General features: G+C 67.0%; 20 protein-coding genes. 15 read left to right on the forward strand and 5 right to left on the reverse strand.

The genetic code is table 11. The features are described from left to right. Nucleotides 1–85: 85 nt before the first annotated feature. Both orn and A7W11_RS07425 read left to right on the forward strand, forming a co-directional pair. Nucleotides 86–631, forward strand: coding sequence for an oligoribonuclease (gene orn, locus A7W11_RS07420; protein WP_066410362.1), 546 nt, complete (start codon nt 86–88; stop codon nt 629–631). 19 nt (nt 632–650) lie between these two features. Further along, a complete protein-coding gene (locus A7W11_RS07425; protein WP_066410363.1) occupies nt 651–1,283 on the forward strand; it encodes an NAD(P)H-hydrate epimerase in 633 nt (210 codons plus the stop codon). A gap of 54 nt (nt 1,284–1,337) precedes the next feature. On the opposite strand, the gene A7W11_RS07430 is transcribed toward A7W11_RS07425, so the two are convergent. Further along, the gene (locus tag A7W11_RS07430; RefSeq protein WP_066410364.1) at nt 1,338–1,757 is read right to left on the reverse strand and encodes a GreA/GreB family elongation factor; all 420 of its coding nucleotides are present in this window, start codon (nt 1,755–1,757) and stop codon (nt 1,338–1,340) included. Between the two features lie 454 nt (nt 1,758–2,211). Beyond that, nucleotides 2,212–3,171 carry a phenylacetic acid degradation operon negative regulatory protein PaaX gene (paaX, locus tag A7W11_RS07435; protein WP_066410365.1) on the reverse strand — a complete coding sequence of 320 codons (960 nt, stop codon included), beginning with the start codon at nt 3,169–3,171 and terminating at the stop codon, nt 2,212–2,214. Nucleotides 3,172–3,373: 202 nt separating this feature from the next. On the opposite strand from paaX, the gene paaA reads away from it, so the two are divergent. The 10 genes from paaA to A7W11_RS07485 all read left to right on the forward strand — a co-directional run bounded on the left by paaA (nt 3,374) and on the right by A7W11_RS07485 (nt 13,861). Continuing rightward, a complete protein-coding gene (gene paaA / locus A7W11_RS07440; RefSeq protein ID WP_066410366.1) occupies nt 3,374–4,363 on the forward strand; it encodes a 1,2-phenylacetyl-CoA epoxidase subunit PaaA in 990 nt (329 codons plus the stop codon). A 92-nt stretch (nt 4,364–4,455) separates the two neighbouring features. Beyond that, entirely contained in the window at nt 4,456–4,740 is a 285-nt protein-coding gene (gene paaB / locus A7W11_RS07445; RefSeq protein ID WP_066126010.1) for a 1,2-phenylacetyl-CoA epoxidase subunit PaaB, read from the forward strand. Nucleotides 4,741–4,752: 12 nt separating this feature from the next. Then, the gene (paaC, locus tag A7W11_RS07450; protein ID WP_066410367.1) at nt 4,753–5,517 is read left to right on the forward strand and encodes a 1,2-phenylacetyl-CoA epoxidase subunit PaaC; all 765 of its coding nucleotides are present in this window, start codon (nt 4,753–4,755) and stop codon (nt 5,515–5,517) included. 38 nt (nt 5,518–5,555) lie between these two features. Continuing rightward, a complete protein-coding gene (gene paaD / locus A7W11_RS07455) occupies nt 5,556–6,026 on the forward strand; it encodes a 1,2-phenylacetyl-CoA epoxidase subunit PaaD (RefSeq protein ID WP_066410423.1) in 471 nt (156 codons plus the stop codon). Between the two features lie 86 nt (nt 6,027–6,112). Further along, nucleotides 6,113–7,201, forward strand: coding sequence for a 1,2-phenylacetyl-CoA epoxidase subunit PaaE (gene paaE, locus A7W11_RS07460; RefSeq protein ID WP_066410368.1), 1,089 nt, complete (start codon nt 6,113–6,115; stop codon nt 7,199–7,201). 59 nt (nt 7,202–7,260) lie between these two features. Continuing rightward, nucleotides 7,261–8,925: a phenylacetic acid degradation protein PaaN gene (paaN, locus tag A7W11_RS07465; protein WP_066410369.1), complete on the forward strand. Its 1,665-nt coding sequence runs from the start codon at nt 7,261–7,263 to the stop codon at nt 8,923–8,925. 55 nt (nt 8,926–8,980) lie between these two features. After that, nucleotides 8,981–9,769, forward strand: a complete 789-nt coding sequence (paaG, locus tag A7W11_RS07470; RefSeq protein ID WP_066410370.1) for a 2-(1,2-epoxy-1,2-dihydrophenyl)acetyl-CoA isomerase PaaG — start codon at nt 8,981–8,983, stop codon at nt 9,767–9,769. Continuing rightward, nucleotides 9,769–10,251 (forward strand): hydroxyphenylacetyl-CoA thioesterase PaaI, encoded by a 483-nt coding sequence (gene paaI / locus A7W11_RS07475; RefSeq protein ID WP_066410424.1) that lies wholly within the window; start codon nt 9,769–9,771, stop codon nt 10,249–10,251. Before paaG ends, paaI begins: the two co-directional genes overlap by 1 nt. 102 nt (nt 10,252–10,353) lie before the next feature. Next, nucleotides 10,354–11,667: a phenylacetate--CoA ligase PaaK gene (gene paaK, locus A7W11_RS07480; RefSeq protein WP_066410371.1), complete on the forward strand. Its 1,314-nt coding sequence runs from the start codon at nt 10,354–10,356 to the stop codon at nt 11,665–11,667. Nucleotides 11,668–11,869: 202 nt separating this feature from the next. Continuing rightward, complete coding sequence (locus tag A7W11_RS07485) at nt 11,870–13,861, forward strand: phosphatase PAP2 family protein (protein ID WP_082887140.1); 1,992 nt, start codon at nt 11,870–11,872, stop codon at nt 13,859–13,861. 78 nt (nt 13,862–13,939) lie between these two features. Here the strand turns inward: A7W11_RS07485 and A7W11_RS07490 are convergent, their stop codons facing one another. The 3 genes from A7W11_RS07490 to A7W11_RS07500 are packed head-to-tail and all read right to left on the reverse strand — an operon-like array spanning nt 13,940 to nt 16,761. After that, nucleotides 13,940–15,217: a TRAP transporter large permease gene (locus tag A7W11_RS07490; RefSeq protein WP_066410372.1), complete on the reverse strand. Its 1,278-nt coding sequence runs from the start codon at nt 15,215–15,217 to the stop codon at nt 13,940–13,942. A 54-nt stretch (nt 15,218–15,271) separates the two neighbouring features. Beyond that, a complete protein-coding gene (locus A7W11_RS07495) occupies nt 15,272–15,772 on the reverse strand; it encodes a TRAP transporter small permease (RefSeq protein ID WP_066410373.1) in 501 nt (166 codons plus the stop codon). Nucleotides 15,773–15,786: 14 nt separating this feature from the next. Further along, nucleotides 15,787–16,761, reverse strand: coding sequence for a TRAP transporter substrate-binding protein (locus A7W11_RS07500; protein ID WP_066410374.1), 975 nt, complete (start codon nt 16,759–16,761; stop codon nt 15,787–15,789). A 176-nt stretch (nt 16,762–16,937) separates the two neighbouring features. Here A7W11_RS07500 and A7W11_RS07505 point away from each other — a divergent pair, with 176 nt between their 5' ends. Genes A7W11_RS07505 through A7W11_RS07515 form a run of 3 tightly spaced genes read left to right on the forward strand, consistent with a single transcriptional unit; the run spans nt 16,938 to nt 19,743 of the window. Beyond that, nucleotides 16,938–18,116: a CaiB/BaiF CoA transferase family protein gene (locus tag A7W11_RS07505; RefSeq protein WP_066410375.1), complete on the forward strand. Its 1,179-nt coding sequence runs from the start codon at nt 16,938–16,940 to the stop codon at nt 18,114–18,116. Nucleotides 18,117–18,154: 38 nt separating this feature from the next. Continuing rightward, nucleotides 18,155–18,907, forward strand: a complete 753-nt coding sequence (locus A7W11_RS07510) for a FadR/GntR family transcriptional regulator (RefSeq protein WP_066410376.1) — start codon at nt 18,155–18,157, stop codon at nt 18,905–18,907. 20 nt (nt 18,908–18,927) lie between these two features. Further along, nucleotides 18,928–19,743, forward strand: coding sequence for an enoyl-CoA hydratase (locus tag A7W11_RS07515; RefSeq protein ID WP_066410377.1), 816 nt, complete (start codon nt 18,928–18,930; stop codon nt 19,741–19,743). Nucleotides 19,744–19,820: the final 77 nt, after the last annotated feature.

Genomic DNA, 19,820 nt, shown 5'->3' on the forward strand with positions numbered 1-19,820 from the left:
CAGGAAGACGAAAAGCTGGGTAAACAGGGGCAGGGTGCTGGGCACGGCGTGTGAGAAAATGGCGCGTTTTCTAAAGGCAAATTATATGGCTGCGAACGAAAATCGCCTGGTCTGGCTCGACATGGAAATGACCGGGCTCGATCCCGAGAAGGAACGCATCATCGAGGTGGCCGTCGTCGTGACGGAACCCGACTTGACCATCGTGGCCGAGGGTCCGGTGCTGGTGATCCACCAGCCCGACAGCCTGCTGGACGCCATGGACAACTGGAACAAGTCCACCCACGGCAAGAGCGGCCTGATCGACAAGGTCAAGGCATCGACGATCTCCGAGGCGCAGGCCGAGACCGAGCTGATCGCCTTCCTGTCGCAGCACGTGCCGGCGGGCAAGTCGCCGCTGTGCGGCAACACCATCAGCCAGGACCGCCGTTTCATGTTCGCGTACATGCCGAACCTGGAGCGCTTCTTCCACTACCGCAACCTGGACGTCAGCACGCTGAAGGAACTGGCGCGCCGCTGGGCGCCGGCCGTGTACAAGGGTTTCGAGAAGAAGAGCCGCCACGAGGCGCTGGCCGACATCTACGAATCCATCGACGAACTGAAGTACTACCGCGAGCACATGCTCAAGATCTAGGCGCCAGGCGAGGATCGCGATGGAACTGCCTGTCCACGAGATCCGGCGCATCGAGCGCGAGGCGCTGGCCCGAGGCGTCGCCCTGATGCCGCGCGCGGGCCTCGCGGCTGCCCGTTTCGCGGCGGCCCGGTTGGCGCAGATGGGGCAAGCGAACCCGGCAGACCCCGTCCTTTCATTGCCCGTCCTGGCCCTGGCCGGGCCTGGCAACAATGGCGGTGACGCCCTGGTGGCGGCCACCTGGCTGCGCGCCTGGGGCCATCCCGTACAGGTCGTGCTGTATGCCGACCCCGACCGCCTGCCCGCCGATGCGCGCCTGGCCTACGACGGCTGGCGCCAGGCAGGCGGCTCGACGCTGTCCGACCTGCCTGCCAATCACCCCGCCCTGGCGCTGGACGGCCTGTTCGGCATCGGCCTGAACCGTCCCCTGGACGAGATCTGGCAGGCGCGGGTCGACACGATCAACGGCTGGAACATCCCCGTGCTGGCCCTGGACGTTCCAAGCGGGTTGGATGCGTCTTCCGGACGTGAGCTGGGCAGGGCGGTCAGGGCGGCCTGGACCTTGTCCTTCATCGCCTGCGCGCCGGGGCTGGGCAGCCCGGCCGGGCTTGGGGTATGCGGAGAGCGGCATCTCGATACCCTGGGGTTGGCGTGACGGGAAGTGCCGCGCTTTGCGGCGCGCGCTTCCCCGCACCGGCAATCCGAGCGCTCAGGTCCCGTAATCGCCCGCCGCTTCCGGCTGATAGTCGATGCCCGCCAGGATGGCCTCGTGCCGGATCCGGTCCGGACCTTGCCATTGCACGGATTGACCGGTTCGCTGTCCCAGCAGGCTCAAGCCCAGCGGCGACATCACGGAAATCTGCCCCGCGGCGGCATTGCTTTCAGACGGATAGGACAGCACCACGGCCATGTCCTGGCCATCGGCCGTCACCAACCTGACGCGCGTACGCATCGTCACGACGTTGGCGTCGATTTCCTGTGCGGGGACGGTAACGACCGAATCCAGCAGTTCCTGGGCGGTATCTTCCACGCCCGGCGGCAGGCCATCGGCCGACATGCGGGCCAACAGGCCGGTGAGGCGGGCGTGGTCGAGTTCGGTCAGGGTACGTTCCAGATCAGCAGTTTGCATGGGTGTCACTCCGAGGTGGCCGGGCTTGCGCAGGGGGCAAGCCACGGCGGTTGCGCGGGCTGGCCCGACGACCTGGGAAATGCGCTGATTGGGGGAAAAGAGGCGGTCGCCGGGCTCAGCCATGTGCGGCGAAGGCCGCGGCAGGTCCGGTCGTGCCCGGCCGGCTCAGGCGCGCGCGCGCGCCGGTGCGCCGCGGTGGGCGGCAACCGTGCTGCGTGGCCATGCGTCGGACCGAATGGGGCGTCATGAGTTGATTGTAGGCATGTCCCGGCGGATCACCAACCCGAAGGGCGCGCCGGACACGAGAAAACATGAGCCGGTGGCATGACGGAGAAGTCACGCCCGGAGCCCGAGAGGGCGAGGACGAGACTTCGCAGTTGTGCCTCCGGCGCTCAAGAACTCAGATCCCGCCCCAGCAAACCCACCCGTCCCATCCACGGCCGCCAGCCCGGAATCAGGCGGCGTCGCTTTGCGCGGCAGGCAAGGGCCGTCCGCCAAACCGCGCCAGCGCCTCGGGACGCAGCGCCCGATAGCCTTCGTTCTCGCGCCCGGCCAGCGCATCCAGGTGCGCCTCCGAGGCATCGAACAGCTTCCAGTACAGCCGTCCGCACAGTTCGCGCGCGGGATGCCCCGGCCAGTTGTCCGGCAGCATGGGGCCGGGCAATCGCGGGTCATGCAACACGATGCGCCGCCAACTATGCAGCAGCAGCACGCGCGCGGCGAAGGCCTGTTCGGGCGAGGCCGGGGCCTCGTCCAGCAGCTTTTCCAACGGCCCGAAGTTGCGGCTGAACTGGCGGTACTGCTCGGCCACGTCGTCCAGGTTCCAGCATTGGGTGGCCAGGCTGGCGATGGGCAGGCCGCCCGCGCCGGCCAGGTCGCGGGCCGACAGCACCAGCGCCTTGTCGGGGATGCCCAGCCTGTCCAGGATGGCGTGCGCCGCGCTGGCTTCCGTCTGCGGATGGGCGAACAGCCCAGGCGCCACCATGCCGAAGCCTTCCCACAGCAATTCGCGGCGCAGTTCGGCGCGCTCGGCCAGCCCGTTGTTGCCGACCCGGGGCAGGGCCACCAGCGTCCATTCGCCGTTCCATTCGCGCGCCGGCCCTTCGTAGATGCGCTGCGAGGCGCGTGCGGTGTCGCGCAGGCCGCGCTCGGTCATCAGGTACAGGCTGCGCCGGCCGTGGCGCTCGGCGCGCAGCCAGTCCTGCGCCACCAGGCGGAACACACTGGTGCGCAGCAGGCGCTCGTTGATGCCGACCGGCGCCAGCAGCTCGATCAGGTCACCCAGCCAGATGGCGCCGCCGTGCGGGCCCAGCGCATCGCCCAGCAGACTGACGCACAGCGACTTGGCGCGCGGCGGATCCTGCTTGAGCAAGCGGGCGATGAAGCGGTCCAGCGGGGAGGGGGCAGTGGCCATGAAACAGCCGGAAACCGGCGGGTGATGGGGACGGGACGCCGGGCGGGCGGCGCACGGTCCATGACATGATACATAAATCGAACGTGATACGGAATTTTGTTTGACAATCGTTTTTCTGTATTAAATAATGGATTCATCGAGCGGCAATCCGCCCGGGCGTTCCTCGCGCCCCCGCACAGCCGCCCCTCCCAGGAGACAAGCCATGTACGCGCAATTGGTCGAAACCGGCGTCAAGAAAGTCCGCGGCGTCGATGAACTGACCGGTCCCGAGCAGGCCTTCCAGCGCCGTATCGACGACGGCGTGCGCATCGAGGCCAAGGACTGGATGCCCGAGGCCTACCGCAAGACCCTCATCCGCCAGATCTCGCAGCACGCCCATTCCGAGATCGTCGGCATGCTGCCCGAAGGCAACTGGCTGACCCGCGCGCCGTCGCTCAAGCGCAAGGCCATCCTGCTGGCCAAGGTGCAGGACGAGGCCGGCCATGGCCTGTACCTGTACAGCGCCGCCGAAACCCTGGGCGTGTCGCGCGACCAACTGGTCGACGACCTGCATTCGGGCAAGGCTAAGTACTCCAGCATCTTCAACTACCCCACGCTGACCTGGGCCGACATCGGCATGATCGGCTGGCTGGTCGATGGCTCGGCCATCATCAACCAGATCCCGCTGTGCCGCTGTTCCTACGGCCCGTATGCGCGGGCCATGGTGCGCGTCTGTAAGGAAGAGTCCTTCCACCAGCGCCAGGGCTATGACCTGCTGATCGAGATGTGCCGCAACGGCACGCCCGAGCAGAAGGCCATGTGCCAGGAAGCGTTCAACCGCTGGTGGTGGCCCGCCCTGATGATGTTCGGTCCTCCGGACGGCGATTCGCCCAACAGCGCGCAGTCCATGCAATGGAAGATCAAGCTGTTCTCCAACGACGAACTGCGCCAGAAGATGGTCGACCAGAGCGTGCCGCAGGCCGAATACCTGGGCCTGACCGTGCCCGATCCCGACCTGAAGTGGAACGCCGAGCGCGGCCACTACGACTTCGGCGAGATCGACTGGAGCGAGTTCCACGCCGTGTTGAAGGGCAACGGCCCGTGCAACCGCGAGCGCCTGGCTGCGCGCGTCAAGGCGCACGAGGACGGCGCCTGGGTGCGCGACGCGCTGGTCGCCCACGCCGACAAGCAGGCCCGGCGCAAGGCCGCCTGAGCCGCACCGGTCTTTCCGACACGGCCGGCACGCACCTGCCGCCGGCCATCGACCTCCTTACTCGTGGGCGCCGCGCGCCCCAGGAACGCATCATGAGCAAAGAATGGCCCCTGTGGGAAGTCTTCATCCGCAGCCAGCACGGGCTGGCGCACAAGCACGTCGGCAGCCTGCACGCGCCCGACGCCGAGATGGCCATCAACAATGCGCGCGACGTCTATACGCGCCGCAATGAGGGCCTGAGCATCTGGGTGGTGCGCGCCGCCGACATCGTGGCCAGCAGCCCGTCGGATAAAGAACCGCTGTTCGAGCCGGCCAACAACAAGGTCTACCGGCATCCCACGTTCTTCCCGATGCCCGACGAAATCAAGCACATGTAAGGCGGGCGGCACATGGACAAATCCCTGTTCGAAACCCTGCTGCGCCTGGGCGACGGCAATCTGGTGCTGGCGCAGCGCCTGGTGGCGTGGACCGGCCACGGTCCCATCCTGGAAGAAGACCTGGCGCTGACCAATACCGCGCTGGACCTGCTGGGCCAGGCGCGCCTGTGGCTGACGCTGGCGGGCGAGGTCGAAGGCGCGGGCCGCGACGAGGACGCGCTGGCCTATCTGCGCGACGCGCCCGAGTTCCGCAATCCCCTGCTGGCCGAACGCCCCAACGGCAACTATGCCGACACCATGGCGCGCCAATATTTCTACGACGTCTGGCACTACTTCCTGCTGCAGAACCTGCAGCAGTCGAAGGATGAGCGCGTGGCCGCCATCGCTGCCAAGTCCATCAAGGAAGTCACCTACCACGTGCGCCGATCGGCCGACCTGGTGGTGCGCCTGGGGGACGGCACCGACGAAAGCCATGCCCGCATGCAGGCCGCCGTCGACGACGTCTGGCGATTCACCGGCGAGCTGTTCACCGACGACGACATCGATCGCGACGTGGCCGCGCGCGGCATCGGCTGTGAGCTGGCCTCGCTGCGCGAGCCCTGGCTGGCACACGTGCGCGAGGTGCTGGAAGAGGCCACGCTGACGGTTCCCGACGACGCGCAGTCGTTCCATGCCGCGCAGCGCGGCGGCCGGCAGGGCCGCCACACCGAAGAGCTGGGTTATGTGCTGGCCGAGATGCAGCATCTGCATCGCGCCTACCCCGGAGCGACGTGGTGAACACGAACGCCGCCGCCCACGTTCCCGAGGCCGAGGTCATGCATTGGCTGCAAGCCGTGCCCGATCCCGAGATCCCCGTGCTGTCGGTGGTGGATCTGGGCGTGGTGCGGCAGGTCGGCTGGGACGGCGAGACGTGCGTGGTCACCATCACGCCCACGTACTCGGGCTGTCCGGCCATGCGCGAGATCTCGCAGGACATCGAACGCACGCTGGCCGGCCATGGCGTGGCCAGCGTGCGCATCGAGACCCGCCTGGCGCCGGCCTGGACCACCGACTGGATGAGCGAGCGGGGCCGCCAGGCGCTGGCGCAATACGGCATCGCCGCGCCCGCGCAGCGCGCCGTGGACATCTCCGGCATCAGCCGGCGCGTCAGCCAGCCCGCCATTGCGTGCCCGCACTGCGGCTCGTCCAACACCCGGCTGGTCAGCAATTTCGGCTCGACGTCGTGCAAGGCGCTGTACCGCTGCAGCGCCTGCCGCGAACCGTTCGATTACTTCAAGACACACTAGACGGATCCGATGATGAGCACGCCGGACCGCTTCCCGTGTGATTCCTTCCTCGTGAAGGGGGCGCCAGGCGCCAAGAGGGCACAACAATGAACTCGACCGCATTCCATACGTTGAAAGTGGCGTCCGTGGCGCGCAACACGCGCGACGCCGTGGTGGTCACTTTCGACCTGCCGCAAGACCTGTCCGACGACTTCGCCTTTCGGCCCGGCCAATACCTGACGCTGCGCACGCAGTTGTCCGGCGAGGAGGTGCGCCGCTCGTATTCCATCTGTTCGGCGCCCGGCGACGGCGTGCTGCGCGTGGCCATCAAGAAGGTCGACGAGGGCGTGTTCTCCAGCTGGGCCAATCACCAGTTGCAGGCCGGCCAGACGCTGGAAGTGATGCCGCCCGCCGGCAATTTCACCATCGAATTCGACCCCACGCAGGCGCGCCGCTACGTGGCCTTCGCCGTGGGCAGCGGCATCACGCCCGTGCTGTCGCTGGTCAAGACGGCGCTGTCCACCGAACCCGACAGCCGCTTCACGCTGTTCTTCGGCAACCGCGCCTCGTCGTCGGTGCTGTTCCGCGAAGAGATCGAGGACCTGAAGAACCGCTACATGGAGCGCTTCTCGCTGGTCTACATCATGAGCCGCGAGGCGCAGGACATCGACCTGTTCAACGGCCGCCTGGACGGCGACAAGGTCGACCAGCTGCTGCGCGTGTGGATGCCGCCGGCGCAGATCGACTATGCCTTCGTGTGCGGCCCCCAGACCATGATCGAAAGCGTGGTCGAGCACTTGCAGGCGCAGGGCATCGCGAAGGACCGCATCAAGTTCGAGCTGTTCGGCGCGCCCAAGGGCCCGCGCGCCCTGCGTACCGGGCGCGAGGCCCTGGCCGCGCCCGGCAAGGGCCAGTGCGAAGTCACCGTGGTGCAGGACGGCCACAGCCGCACGTTCTTCATCGACAAGAACCAGGACAGCGTGCTCGATTCGGCGCTGGCCCAGGGCATCGAACTGCCGTATTCGTGCAAGGGCGGCGTGTGTTCCACCTGCCGCTGCAAGGTCATCGAGGGCGAGGTGGACATGGACGCCAACTTCGCGCTGGAAGACTATGAGGTGGCGCGCGGCTTCGTGCTCAGTTGCCAGAGTTTCCCGGTCAGCGACCGCCTGGTCATCGATTTCGACCAGGAAACCTGACCCTTATCCCATACACGCGCGGGCCGCGCAGGCGCCGCGCCAACCACTGGAGATTGCCCGTGTCTCAGGATTTCTTCGAACGCCACCAGGGCGTGCTGGAACAGGCGCAGCGCGCCGCCGCCGAACGCGGCTACTGGAGCCCGCACCCCGAATCGCCCAGCCCGCGCAACTATGGCGAAACCGCCGCGGCCGATGGCCAGGCCGCCTTCGAGGCGCTGCGCGGCAAGCCTTTCCCGATCGACCTGCCGCTGGCCGACGGCGCCGTCGGCGGCGAGGTGTCGCCCTTCGGTTTCGCCCTGGACATCACCTATCCCCGCGTGCGGCCCGATGCGCTGATCCAGGCCGCCGGGCGCGCGCTGGAATCCTGGCGCCGCGCCGGCCCGCGCGCGTGGGTGGGCGTGTCGCTGGAGATCCTGCAGCGCCTGAACAAGCTGAGTTTCGAGATCGCCAGCGCGGTGCAGCACACCACCGGCCAGGCCTTCATGATGGCCTTCCAGGCCGGCGGCCCGCACGCACAGGACCGCGGCCTGGAGGCCGTGACCTACGCCTGGCAGGAAATGGCCCGCGTGCCCGGCAGCGTCATCTGGGAAAAGCCGCAGGGCAAGAACGAGCCCATCCGCATGGAGAAGCGCTTCACCGTCGTGCCGCGCGGCGTGGCGCTGGTCATCGGCTGCTCCACGTTTCCCACCTGGAACGGCTATCCCGGCCTGTTCGCCAGCCTGGCGACCGGCAACACCGTCATCGTCAAGCCGCATCCCGGCGCGATCCTGCCGCTGGCCATCACGGTCAAGGTGGCGCGCGAGGTGCTGGCCGAGGCGGGCTTCGATCCCGACGTGGTGCAACTGGCGGCGCATGAAGCCGGCGACGACACCGCGCAAGACCTGGCGCTGCGCCCCGAAGTGAAGATTGTCGATTTCACGGGCAGCACCGCCAACGGCGACTGGCTGGAAGCCAACGCGCGCCAGGCCCTGGTCTACACCGAGAAGGCCGGCGTGAACCAGGTCATCATCGATTCGGCGCCCGACCTGAAGGGCGTGGTGCGCAACCTGGCGTTCTCGCTGTCGCTGTACTCGGGCCAGATGTGCACGGCGCCGCAGAACATCTACGTGCCGCGCGACGGCATCGAGACGGCCGACGGCCATGTCAGCTTCGACGACGTGGCCGCCGCGCTGGGCACCGCGCTGGACAAGCTGCTGGCCGATCCGGCCAAGGCCGTCGAGTTCACCGGCGCCATTCAAAGCGAGGCCACCGCCGCGCGTATCGAAAAGGCGCGCGCGCTGGGCCTGCCCGTGGTGGCCGACAGCCGCGAGCTGGCCCATCCGCAGTTCGAGGGCGCGCGCGTGCGCACGCCGCTGGTGCTGCGCGCCGACGCCGGCAACGACGCGCTGCGCCAGGAGTGGTTCGGCCCGATCGCCTTCGTGGTGGCCACTGACTCGACCGAGCACAGCATCGAGCTGGCGCGCGAGTCCGTGCGCGAGCACGGCGCGCTGACGCTGGCCGCGTACACGCGCGACGACGCCGTCGCCGCGCGCGTGCAGGACGCCGCCGAGGTGGCGGGCGTGTCGCTGTCGCTGAACCTGACCGGCGCGGTGTTCGTGAACCAGACCGCGGCCTTCAGCGATTTCCACGGCACGGGCGCCAACCCGGCCGCCAATGCCGCGCTGTCCGACGCGGCGTTCGTCGCCAACCGCTTCCGCGTCGTGCAGACGCGCTGGCACGTGTAAGCGCGCCGACACACCCGCGATCCGCCCGATAACGAATAACCCGAGACATCGTCGCATGGCCTACGAAGACATCCTGTTCTCCCTGGAAGGCGGCATCGCCCGCCTGACGCTGAACCGTCCCGACAAGCTCAACAGCTTCACCGCGCGCATGCACGGCGAAGTGGCCGACGCGCTGACTCGCGTCGAGACCGAAGGCGCGCGCGTGCTGGTGCTGACCGGCGCGGGCCGCGGCTTCTGCGCGGGCCAGGACCTGAGCGAACGCCGCCCCGCGGCCGACGGCTCGCCGCCCGACCTGGGCGAGACGGTCGAGAAGTATTACGCCCCGCTGGTCAAGCGCCTGCAGGCGCTGCCCATGCCGGTGGTGGTGGGGGTGAACGGGGTGGCGGCTGGCGCCGGCGCCAACCTGGCGTTCGCGGGCGACCTCGTCATCGCGAAAGAGTCGGCCAGCTTCATCCAGTCGTTCTGCAAGCTGGGCCTGATTCCGGACACGGGCGGCACCTACGCGCTGCCGCGTCTGGTGGGCCGCGCGCGCGCGCTGGGCCTGGCCCTGCTGGGCGACAAGCTCAGCGGGCGGCAGGCCGAGCAGTGGGGCCTGATCTGGCAATGCGTGGCCGACGAGGAGTTCGACGCCACGCTGGACAGGCTGGCCACGCACTTTGCGCAGGCGCCCACCAAGGGGCTGGCCTTCACCAAGCGCGCCCTCCAGCAGAGCCTGGGCAATGACCTGGCCACGCAGTTGGACCTGGAGCGCGACATGATGCGCGAACTGGGCAGAAGCGCCGACTACGCCGAAGGCGTGGCGGCCTTCCTGGACAAGCGCGCGCCGCAGTTCAAGGGGCAATGATGAACCGCAACGTTTCCGCAGACGTTTCCGTGACGGTGCCCACCGATCCCCAGGCGCTGGCCGAGGCCGTGCGTGAAACCATGTACGCCAACGACGCGGCCACGCAGGGCCTGGGCATGGAGGTCGTCTCCATCGCGCCGGGCCAGGCGCGCGTCACCATGCGTGTGCGCGGCGACATGCTCAACGGCCACAAGACCTGCCACGGCGGCTTCATCTTCTCGCTGGCCGACAGCGCGTTCGCCTTCGCGTGCAACTCGCGCAATGTCAGCACGGTGGCCTCGGGCTGCACCATCGATTTCCTGGCGCCGGGGTTCGAGGGCGACGTGCTGACCGCCGAGGCGCAGGAGCGCTCGCTGGCCGGCCGCACCGGCATCTACGACATCACCGTCAGCAACCAGGACGGCAAGCCGGTGGCGGTGTTCCGCGGCCGTTCGTACCGCATCAAGGGGCAGGTGGTGGGCGACGCGCCGGACGCCGCCTGACCTTGCGCACACCGAGCAGGATCGGGCCGCCGAGCCTGAGCAAAGCATCGCATTCCATCCGGGCGGCGCGCGCCGCCCGGTGATATTCCAGGAGAGAGACTCATGTCCAACACGATCAGCAAGCCCGGGCTGGACCCCATCGAGCATGCCAGCCGCGACGAGATCCAGGCGCTGCAGCTGGAACGGCTGAAGTGGACGCTGAACCACGCGTACCAGAACGTGCCGCACTACAAGCGCGCCTTCGACGAAAAAGGCGTGCATCCGGACGACTTGAAGCAGCTGTCGGACATCTCGAAATTCCCGTTCACGGTGAAGAAAGACCTGCGCGACAACTATCCGTTCGGTATGTTCGCCGTGCCGCGCGAGCGCGTGTCGCGCGTGCATGCGTCCAGCGGCACGACCGGCAAGCCGACGGTGGTGGGCTATACGTCGCAGGACCTGGACAACTGGGCCAACCTGGTGGCGCGCTCGATCCGCGCGGCGGGCGGCAAGGCGGGCGACATCATCCACGTGGCCTACGGCTACGGCCTGTTCACGGGCGGCCTGGGGGCGCATTACGGCGCCGAGCGGCTGGGTTGCACGGTCATCCCCATGTCGGGCGGACAGACCGAGAAGCAGGTGCAGCTGATCCAGGATTTCCAGCCCAGCATCATCATGGTGACGCCCTCCTATTTCTGCAACATTCTGGAGGAGCAGCGCCGGCAGGGTATTGATCCACGTCAAAGTTCGCTGCGCATCGGCATTTTCGGCGCCGAACCGTGGACGGGCCAGATGCGCGCCGACATCGAGTCGCAGGCCGGCATCGACGCGGTCGACATCTATGGCCTGTCCGAAGTGATGGGGCCGGGCGTGGCCAGCGAGTGCGTCGAATCGAAGGACGGCCCGGTGGTGTGGGAAGACCACTTCTACGCCGAGATCATCGATCCCGACACGGGCGAGCCGGTGGCCGATGGCGAAGAGGGCGAGCTGGTGTTCACCTCGCTGACCAAGGAAGCGATGCCCGTCATCCGCTACCGCACGCGCGACCTGACACGCCTGTTGCCGCCCACCTCGCGCAGCATGCGCCGCATCGGCAAGATCACCGGCCGCAGCGACGACATGCTGATCGTGCGCGGCGTGAACCTGTTTCCGACCCAGGTCGAGGAACTGGTGCTGAAGGTGGCCCAACTGGCGCCGCACTACCAACTGGTGCTGACCAAGAACGGCAACCTGGACGAGCTGGAGATTCTGACCGAAGTGCGTGGCGAGTTCGCCGGCCTGGGCGCCGACGAGCGCGAGGTCATCGGCCGCCAGTTGCAGGCGGCGGTGAAGGCCTACATCGGCATCAGCGCGCGCGTGAACGTGGCCGATTGCGGTTTCGTCGAACGCACGCTGACCGGCAAGGCGCGCCGCGTGATCGACAAGCGGCCGCGGTAAGCGCGGGCGTCCCGCGGGGCGCGTATCGAACGGGCGATTCTCGCAGGAGGGTCGCCCTTTTTTGTCGCCCGGCAGGCCCGGCCGTGCGCCGACACAAAGATACAAACTGATAATTATTATGAAATATGCTTAATTGTAATGCTTCATACACATTGGCCTCCTAGCATCCCGGGCTCTGTCAACCCACGTTTTTCTGAAAAACATGAGCCTTCAACAGCGATCCCTGGCCAACGGTCTGGGCACGTGCGCCGTGCGCGCCACCACTCTCGCCGTCTTGCTCGCGCTGGCCGCCTGCGGCAGCGACCATGACGACGACACCTCCGATTCGGGCAACCAGGAATCCGCCTACGTCGTGCCGGGACCGCCCGCCGGCCTGGGCACCACCGACGTCGCGCCGCTGCCCACGGCCAGCGCCTTCGTCGATTTCGCCTACAGCAACCAGCGCGGCGATGCGCGCTACGCCACGGTGGACACCAATGCCGGCGTGCGCGTGCTGAAGGGCTACCTCGACGTATGGACGCCCAGCACGCTGCTGGTCGACGCCGGCGTCAGCGCGGCCGCCGTCGACGGCTTTCCGGCCGTGGCCCAGTCGAACTGGAGCGGCATCCCCGGCGACGCCACCGACGGCACCGTGAAGAACGGCTCGGTGCACGCCGAGAACCTGGCGTTCTCGGTGCGCACCACCCTGGCGCGCACGCCCGAGCAGGCGGTGGCGGCCTATCTGGACGACCGCCGTGGCAAGAACTACAGCGTGACCGACGGCATGGGTCCGTTGACCAGCTACTGGCGCACCGCCGCGCAGCAGACCACCACGATCACCGACGTCGCCAGCGACGCCACGACCGTGAAATACGACGACGGCGGCAACAACACGGGCGTGTCCGGTTCGGCCAACCCCGAGTTCGGCGATGCCATCGCGTTCGTGCAGAAGATGGGCGACAACGCCTCGACCGAGCCGTCCAAGCGCTTCTACAAGTATGCCCGTCCGTGGCGCTGGACTTCGGCGGTCCAGATGCTGCCCACGCTGGAAATGGCCAAGAGCAGCACGCCGGCCACCGATGGCGGCTTCCCCAGCGGCCACACTGCCGAGGCCGTCCGCAACGCCGTCGCCATGGCCTATCTGGTGCCCGAGCGCTTCCAGGAAATGGTGGCGCGCGGTGTGGAGCTGGGCGAGAACCGCATCGTCGCGGGCATGCATTCGCCGCTGGACGTGATCGGCGGCCGCATCCTGGGCCAGGCCTCGGCCGTGGGCAACATCTATGCCGCCAGCCTGGACGAGCGCACGACGGCCTACACGCAGGCGCGCCAGACCCTGATGGCCGCCGTGGGCGCCGCCACGCCCGAGGCCTTCTACCAGTTCGCACATTCGCAGCCGCTGGCGCAGGACCGTTTCGCGGATCACGACGCCAACAAGCGCGAGTACCGCCGCCGCCTGACGTTCGATTTCGTGCAGATCGGCGACACCGGCGTGCCGGCCGTCGTGCCCAAGGGCGCGGAAACCGTGCTGGAAACCCGTCTTCCGTACCTGACCGCGGACCAGCGTCGCGTGGTTCTCAAGACGACCGCGCTGCCGTCGGGCTACCCGGTGATGAGCGATGACGAAGGCTTCGGCCGCCTGAACCTGTTCGATGCGGCCGACGGATACGGCGCTTTCAACGGCGACGTCGTGGTGTCCATGGATGCGAATCAGGGGGGCTTCAACGCCCTGGATACCTGGCGCAACGACATCTCGGGCGCGGGCAAGCTGACCAAGAACGGATCGGGCACGCTGGCGCTGGCCGGGCAGAACCTGTACACCGGCGGCACCGAGGTCGCGGGCGGTACGCTGCGCGTGGATTCGGCCAGCGCACTCGGCGCTGGCGCGGTCTACGTGGGCGGCGGCACGCTGGAAGTGGCGGCGGACGAAGCGGCGCAGGTGAAGTCGACCTACACGCAGACGGCCGCTGGCGCATTGCAGGTCAATGTGGATGCCGATGGCGCGGGTCAGTTGTCGGTGGCGTCCGATGCGGCGCTGGCCGGTGCGTTGACGGTCGATTTCCGTGACGGCTATACGCCGCAGGCGGGCGATACGCTGACGGTGATCTCCGCGGCCCGGGTCCATGGCACGTTCGACAGCGTGTCGGTGGCGGGCTTCAAGGCCACGCCGGTCTATGGCAGCGACAGCGTCCAGGTTCGTCTGGATGCCGTGCAGTAAGCCAGGCGCGGCAAGCGCCAGGTAACGAGGAAGGGGGCACCGTGTGCCCCCTTCCTCATTGCAGCCCCGGCGTGTTCTCTACCTCGCGTACACCAGGTCGCGCAATCCCAGCGACAGCCCCGGCCAGTACGTGATCACCATCAGGCACGCGATCACCACGCCCACGAAAGGCAGCAGCGGCCGTATCAGCCGCTCCAGCGGCAGCTTCGCCACGGCGCAGGCGGCGAACAGATTCACCCCGAACGGCGGCGTGATCATGCCCAGCGCCAGGTTCACCACCATGATGATGCCGAAGTGCACGGGATCGATGCCGAACTGCACCGCCACCGGCAGCAGCAGCGGGGCCAGCACCACCACGGACGCCGAGGTCTCGATGAACATGCCGATGATGAACAGCGCCGCGTTGACTCCCACCAGGAAGGTGAGCTTGTCATCGAACAGTTTCGCCAGCCCTTGGCCCAGCGCATCCGGAATCCCGGCGCGGTTGAGCAGGAAACTGAACACGCCCGCATTGGCGATCACGAACATGATGACCGCGGTGGATACCACCGTGCGGTTCAGCGCGCCCGACAGGTCGCGCAGCGCCAGCCTGCCGTAGACGAAGCGGCCCACCAGCACGGCATAGACCACCGCCACCACCGAGGCTTCGGTCGGCGTGAAGACGCCGCCATAGATGCCGCCCAGGATGATCGCCGGCATCAGCAGCGCCAGCCACGCGCGGCGCAAGGACGGCCACAGTGACAGGCGGCCTTCGCCATCGTGCTTGCCCAGGCCGTGGCGGCGCGCGTACAGCCACACGTACAGCATCAGCGACAGCCCGATCAATACGCCGGGCATGACGCCGGCGATGAACAGTTCGCCGGTGGAAGTGTCTGTGGACACCGCGAACAGGATCATCGGAATGGAGGGCGGAATGATGACGCCGAGCTCCGCCGCGCTGGCCTGCAGGGACGCGGCGAAGGGCGCGGGATAACCATGGCGGATCATGGCGGGGATCAGGATCGCACCGACCGCGAACGTGGTGGCCACGCTGGAGCCGGCCACCGCCGCGAAGATCATGCAGGTCAGCACGCAGGTGCAGGCCAGTCCGCCCTGCACGCCGCCCACCAGGCTCTTGGCGAAGTCGACCATGCGTTCGGAAATGCCGCCGGTTTCCATCAGGTTGCCGGCCAGGATGAAGAACGGAATGGCCACCAGCGGATACTTGTCCAGCGCGGCGTACAGCTGTTGCGCCATCACCAGCCATGGCAGACCGGCCACCGAGATGCCGCCCAGGCTGGCCAGCCCGATGGCCACGGCCACCGGCACCGACAGGCCGAAAAAGATCAGCATCGAGAGAATCATCAACTGCGACATGGAACCACCTGAATGTCGTCCGGCCGCGCCGGAAGCGTGAAGAGGAAGCTGAGGTCAGCCTTGCGCGTCGTTGCGCACGGGTTCGGGTTCATCCGGCCCGGCGGCCACGCGCGCCAGCACCGCGATCGCCGCCAGCGTGGCGCCTACCGGGATCGCCAGATAGATCCAGGAGATCGAGATGTCCAGGCTGGGTACGGTCTGGAACCGCACCCGCCAGGTCATCTGTCCGCCGATCCATGCCAGCAAGGCCAGGAACAGGACACAGATGGCGGCCAGCGCGTGCTGCAGCAGGCGCTGGGCACGGCCGCGCAGGCTGTTGCGCAACAGCTCCACGCTGATCATGGCGCCGTGGCGGAACGCCAGCGCCACGCCCAGCAGCACCGTCCAGATCAGCAGGGCGCGTGTCAGCACCTCGGTCCAGTCGGCGGGGGATTGCAGGACGAAGCGCGCGATCACCTGGTAGAAGGCAGCCGCCGCCGAGGCCACCAGCAGCAGCTGGGCCACGGCGGACACCAGCCGGAACAGGGCCGTCTCGGCCGTGCGCAAGGCGTGCATGATGGGCCGGCCTCTTACTTCACGTCGCGGATGGCGTCGATGAGCTTCTTGTCGAACTTCTTGTAGTACTCCTTGTAGGCCGGCTCGACCGCGGCGGCGAACGCGGCGCGATCCACCTGGTCGACCTGCATGCCTTCCTTCTTCAGCTGTTCGACGCCGGTCTTTTCGATGTTGTCGACGAAGCCGCGCATGGCCTGGGCGGAGTCCTTGCCCGCTTGGCGGAATGCAGCCTTCTGGGCGTCGGACAGGCCGTCGTAGACGCTGCCCGACATCAGGATCAACGCCGGGCCGTAGACGTGGCCGGTCAGTGACAGATACTTCTGCATCTGCGACAGCTTGGCCGACGTGATGACCGACAGCGGGTTCTCCTGGCCGTCGATGGTGCCTTGCTGCAGCGCCGTGGCCACCTCGGGCCAGGCCATGGGCGTGGGCAAAATGCCGATCTGGCGGAAGGCCGCGATGTGGATCGGGTTCTCGGTGGTGCGGATTTTCAGGCCCTTGGCGTCGGCAGGGGTGCGCACGGCCCGCACGTTGTTGGTCAGGTGGCGGAATCCCTGTTCGCCCCAGGCCAGCGCCACGATGCCGCGCGACGGGAACTTGGCCAGCATGTCCTGGCCGATCTGGCTGTCGAGCACCTTGCGGGCATGATCCAGGTCGCGCAGCAGGAAGGGGATGTCGAACACGCCCGTTTCGGGCACGAAGTTCAGGGTGGCACCCGTGGAGACGATGGCCAGGTCGATGGTGCCGATCTGCAGGCCCTCGATGACTTCGCGTTCACCGCCCAGCGCGCTGTTGGCGAACTGCTGGACCTTGAATTTTCCGCCGCCCGAGGCTTCGATCGATTTGGCGAAGGCATCCGCCCCGGCGCCGTAATGCGACGAGGTGGACAGGGCGTAGGCCATTTTCAGGGTGGTCTGGGCGGCTGCGGGCAGGGCGGCAGCGAGCATGCCGGACGCCAGCAAGGTGGCGGCGAGCCAGGACTTGCGCATGTTGTCTTCTCCGTTGTCTTCTGGAACTTGTCGTTCTTTGGCGGCTTTCCACCGCCTGGGCATGATAGCGGCATTCGTCACGCTGTCATGAGCAGGCAGGGTTTTCACGGGGTGGCCGCGAGACGATCCTAAAAGTAGGATGTCCAACATCCTACATATAAGAGACAAACCCAATCATGATCTACGCCCCATTGGACCGATTCATCGTCCTGGACCTGACCCGTGTCCGTTCCGGCCCGGCAGCCGTACGGCAGTTCGCGGATTGGGGCGCCGATGTCATCAAGATCGAGGAGCCTGCTCAGGCCAAGGACGACAAGCCCGGCGGCGCCGCGAAATTCAGCGATTACCAGAATACACATCGCAACAAACGCAGCCTTACGCTCAATCTGAAGCAACCGGACGGATTGGCCGTATTCATGGAGCTGGTCAAGCGAGCCGATGTGCTGGTCGAGAACTATCGGCCTTCCGTCAAAACCAAGTTGGGCATCGATTACGCCTCGCTGGCAAAAATCAACCCTCGCCTGGTTTACGCCAGCATTTCGGGTTTCGGCCAGGATGGGCCTTATGCCGACCGACCGGGCCTGGATCAGATCGCGCAGGGATTGGGAGGGCTGATGTCGGTGACGGGCGATGCCGACCGGCAGCCGATGCGCGCGGGGATTCCCGTCGCGGACCTCAGCGCGGGCCTGTTCGCTGCCATCGGCATCCTGACGGCGCTGCTGGAGCGCGAGCGCTCGGGACAAGGGCGATGGGTACAGACCTCGCTATTGCAGGCTCAGGTCTGGATGATGGATTTCCAGGCCACGCGCTGGTTGATCGATCGCGAAGTGCCCGCGCAGTCGGGCAATGACCACCCCACCAGTTCGCCGACCGGCGTGTACCCGACGGCCGACGGGTACATCAATATCGCGGCGATGGGCTCCAGCATGTTTGCCCGCCTGTGCGATGTGCTTGAGATGCCGGCGCTGAAAGAGGACGCACGCTTCGGCTCGGCCGGGTTGCGCGTGGAGCATCGCGCCGAACTCAACCGGGAAATCGTTGCCCGCACGCTCACCCGCGGCAGCGCCGACTGGATCGAGCGGCTGAACAACGCCGGCGTGCCATGTGGCCCAATTCTTTCGATGGATGCCGTTTTCGACAATGAACAGGTCCGGCATCTGGGCATGACACGGCCAGTCTCGCATCCCGAGCGCGGCAGCATCGACATCATGGCGCCTGCGGTGATTTTCGATGGCGTGCAGCCGCCTCCGGTTTCGCCTGCTCCTGAAACGGGGGGGCATACCGACGAGATTCTGGGCTGGCTGGGGCTGGATGAGGCAGCCCGCCAGCGTTTGCGCGCTACAGGCGGGGTGTGACACCATCGTGGCCCGTTCCGCCACTACGTAGATACCCCATGGCCAGCCCTGAAATCGTGTCCGATTCCCTGTTCGACAGTCTTGCGCGGCCGGACAATCTACCCGACGAGATTGCCTTGCAGATCCGGCAAAAGATCGTCAGTCAGGCGTTCGAGCCAGGCCAGCGTCTGCCTACCGAGCAGGAATTGGCCCAGCGCTTCGGCGTCAGCCGCAATGTCGTACGCGAGGCGATTGCGCGACTGAAATTGTCGGGTTACGTCGAGACCCGGCGTGGCGTCGGCAGCTTTGTCGCGGCTGAGGCAGGCCAACGTGCATTCGAGATATTGCCGGCTGATCTGCTGCGTGCGGATGCGCTCGAGCACGTGTATCAACTGCGTGTCGAGATCGAGGCCGGCGCGGCGGCGCTGGCGGCGCAGCATCGAACCGAAGCGCAACTGGTGCAGTTGCGCGAGGCGTTGCAGCGTGTCGATGCCGTTGGCGAGAACTGGCGCCAGGGGGCCGATCGGGCTCTGGATTTTCACATGGCAGTCTGTACGGCCGCCAACAATCCGTATTTCCTGCGGCTGCTGTCGCTGTTCGGGCGCGCGGTCGGGGACGCTGTACGCACACTGCGCTACAGCAGCACTGGCACCGACCGCATCGCGCAGATCGAGCAGGAGCACCACTGCATATTCGACGCCATCGCCGCGCGAGACAGCGACGCGGCACGGGCGGCAATGCGCGAACACCTGAGCAATGGCATGCAGCGCCGTCAGGCATTGCTGAAAGATCAACCTCCGCCCGTCCGTTAGCGGGCTCCCAGGACACCCCCATGACTGCCCAACGCATACTGCAAGACCGCATCACTGAAAACCTCGTCGTCGAGAAACGCGGCTCGGCGGGATGGATCACCTTCAACGATCCGGGGCGCCACAATGCGGTGTCGTATGCCATGTGGGAGGCCATTCCCCTGGCACTGGCCGAGTTCGATGCCGATCCCGCCATCCGAGTGGTGGTCCTGACGGGGGCGGGGGACCGGTCGTTCGTCAGTGGCGCTAATATTTCGCAGTTCGAGACGCTGCGCTCGGCGCAGGAGGACGTGCAGGCCTACGAGAAAGTGGCGGAGGCCGCGCAACTGGCACTGTATGAACATGCCAAGCCAACCTTGGCGCGCATCAAGGGTTATTGCATAGGCGGGGGCTTGAATATCGCCCTGTGCTGCGATCTGCGCGTGGCCAGCGACGACAGCAGCTTCTCCATTCCCGCCGGCAAGCTGGGCCTGGGCTACCGCATGACCGCGATTCGAAATCTGGTCAACGCCGCTGGCGCAGCCGGAGCGCTCGAGATATTCCTGACGGCCGCGCGCTACCGGGCCGATCAGGCGCACGAACGCGGCCTTGTCCACAAAGTGGTGCCGGCGGCCGAACTGGATCAGGCCCTGGACGAGTACGTCACGCAGATCTGCGCCAATGCGCCGCTCACGCTGAGCGCCGGCAAGAAGATGATCCGTGAAATCCAGAAGCTCGGTCCTGACGTCGACATGCAGGCCATGAGCCGCCTGGTGCTTGCATGTTTCGACAGCGACGACTATCGCGAAGGCAAACGCGCCTTCGCAGAGAAACGGGCGCCGGTGTTCACCGGCACCTGACCTTCCGCGCGCGCAGCGGTTTCCTTGCACCGATGTCTCTGCCGGCATGGCTTGTCCGGCGGGGGCTGCGTGCGCCC

This window comes from Bordetella ansorpii, assembly GCF_900078315.1.
Classification (GTDB): Bacteria; Pseudomonadota; Gammaproteobacteria; order Burkholderiales; family Burkholderiaceae_B; genus Bordetella; species Bordetella ansorpii.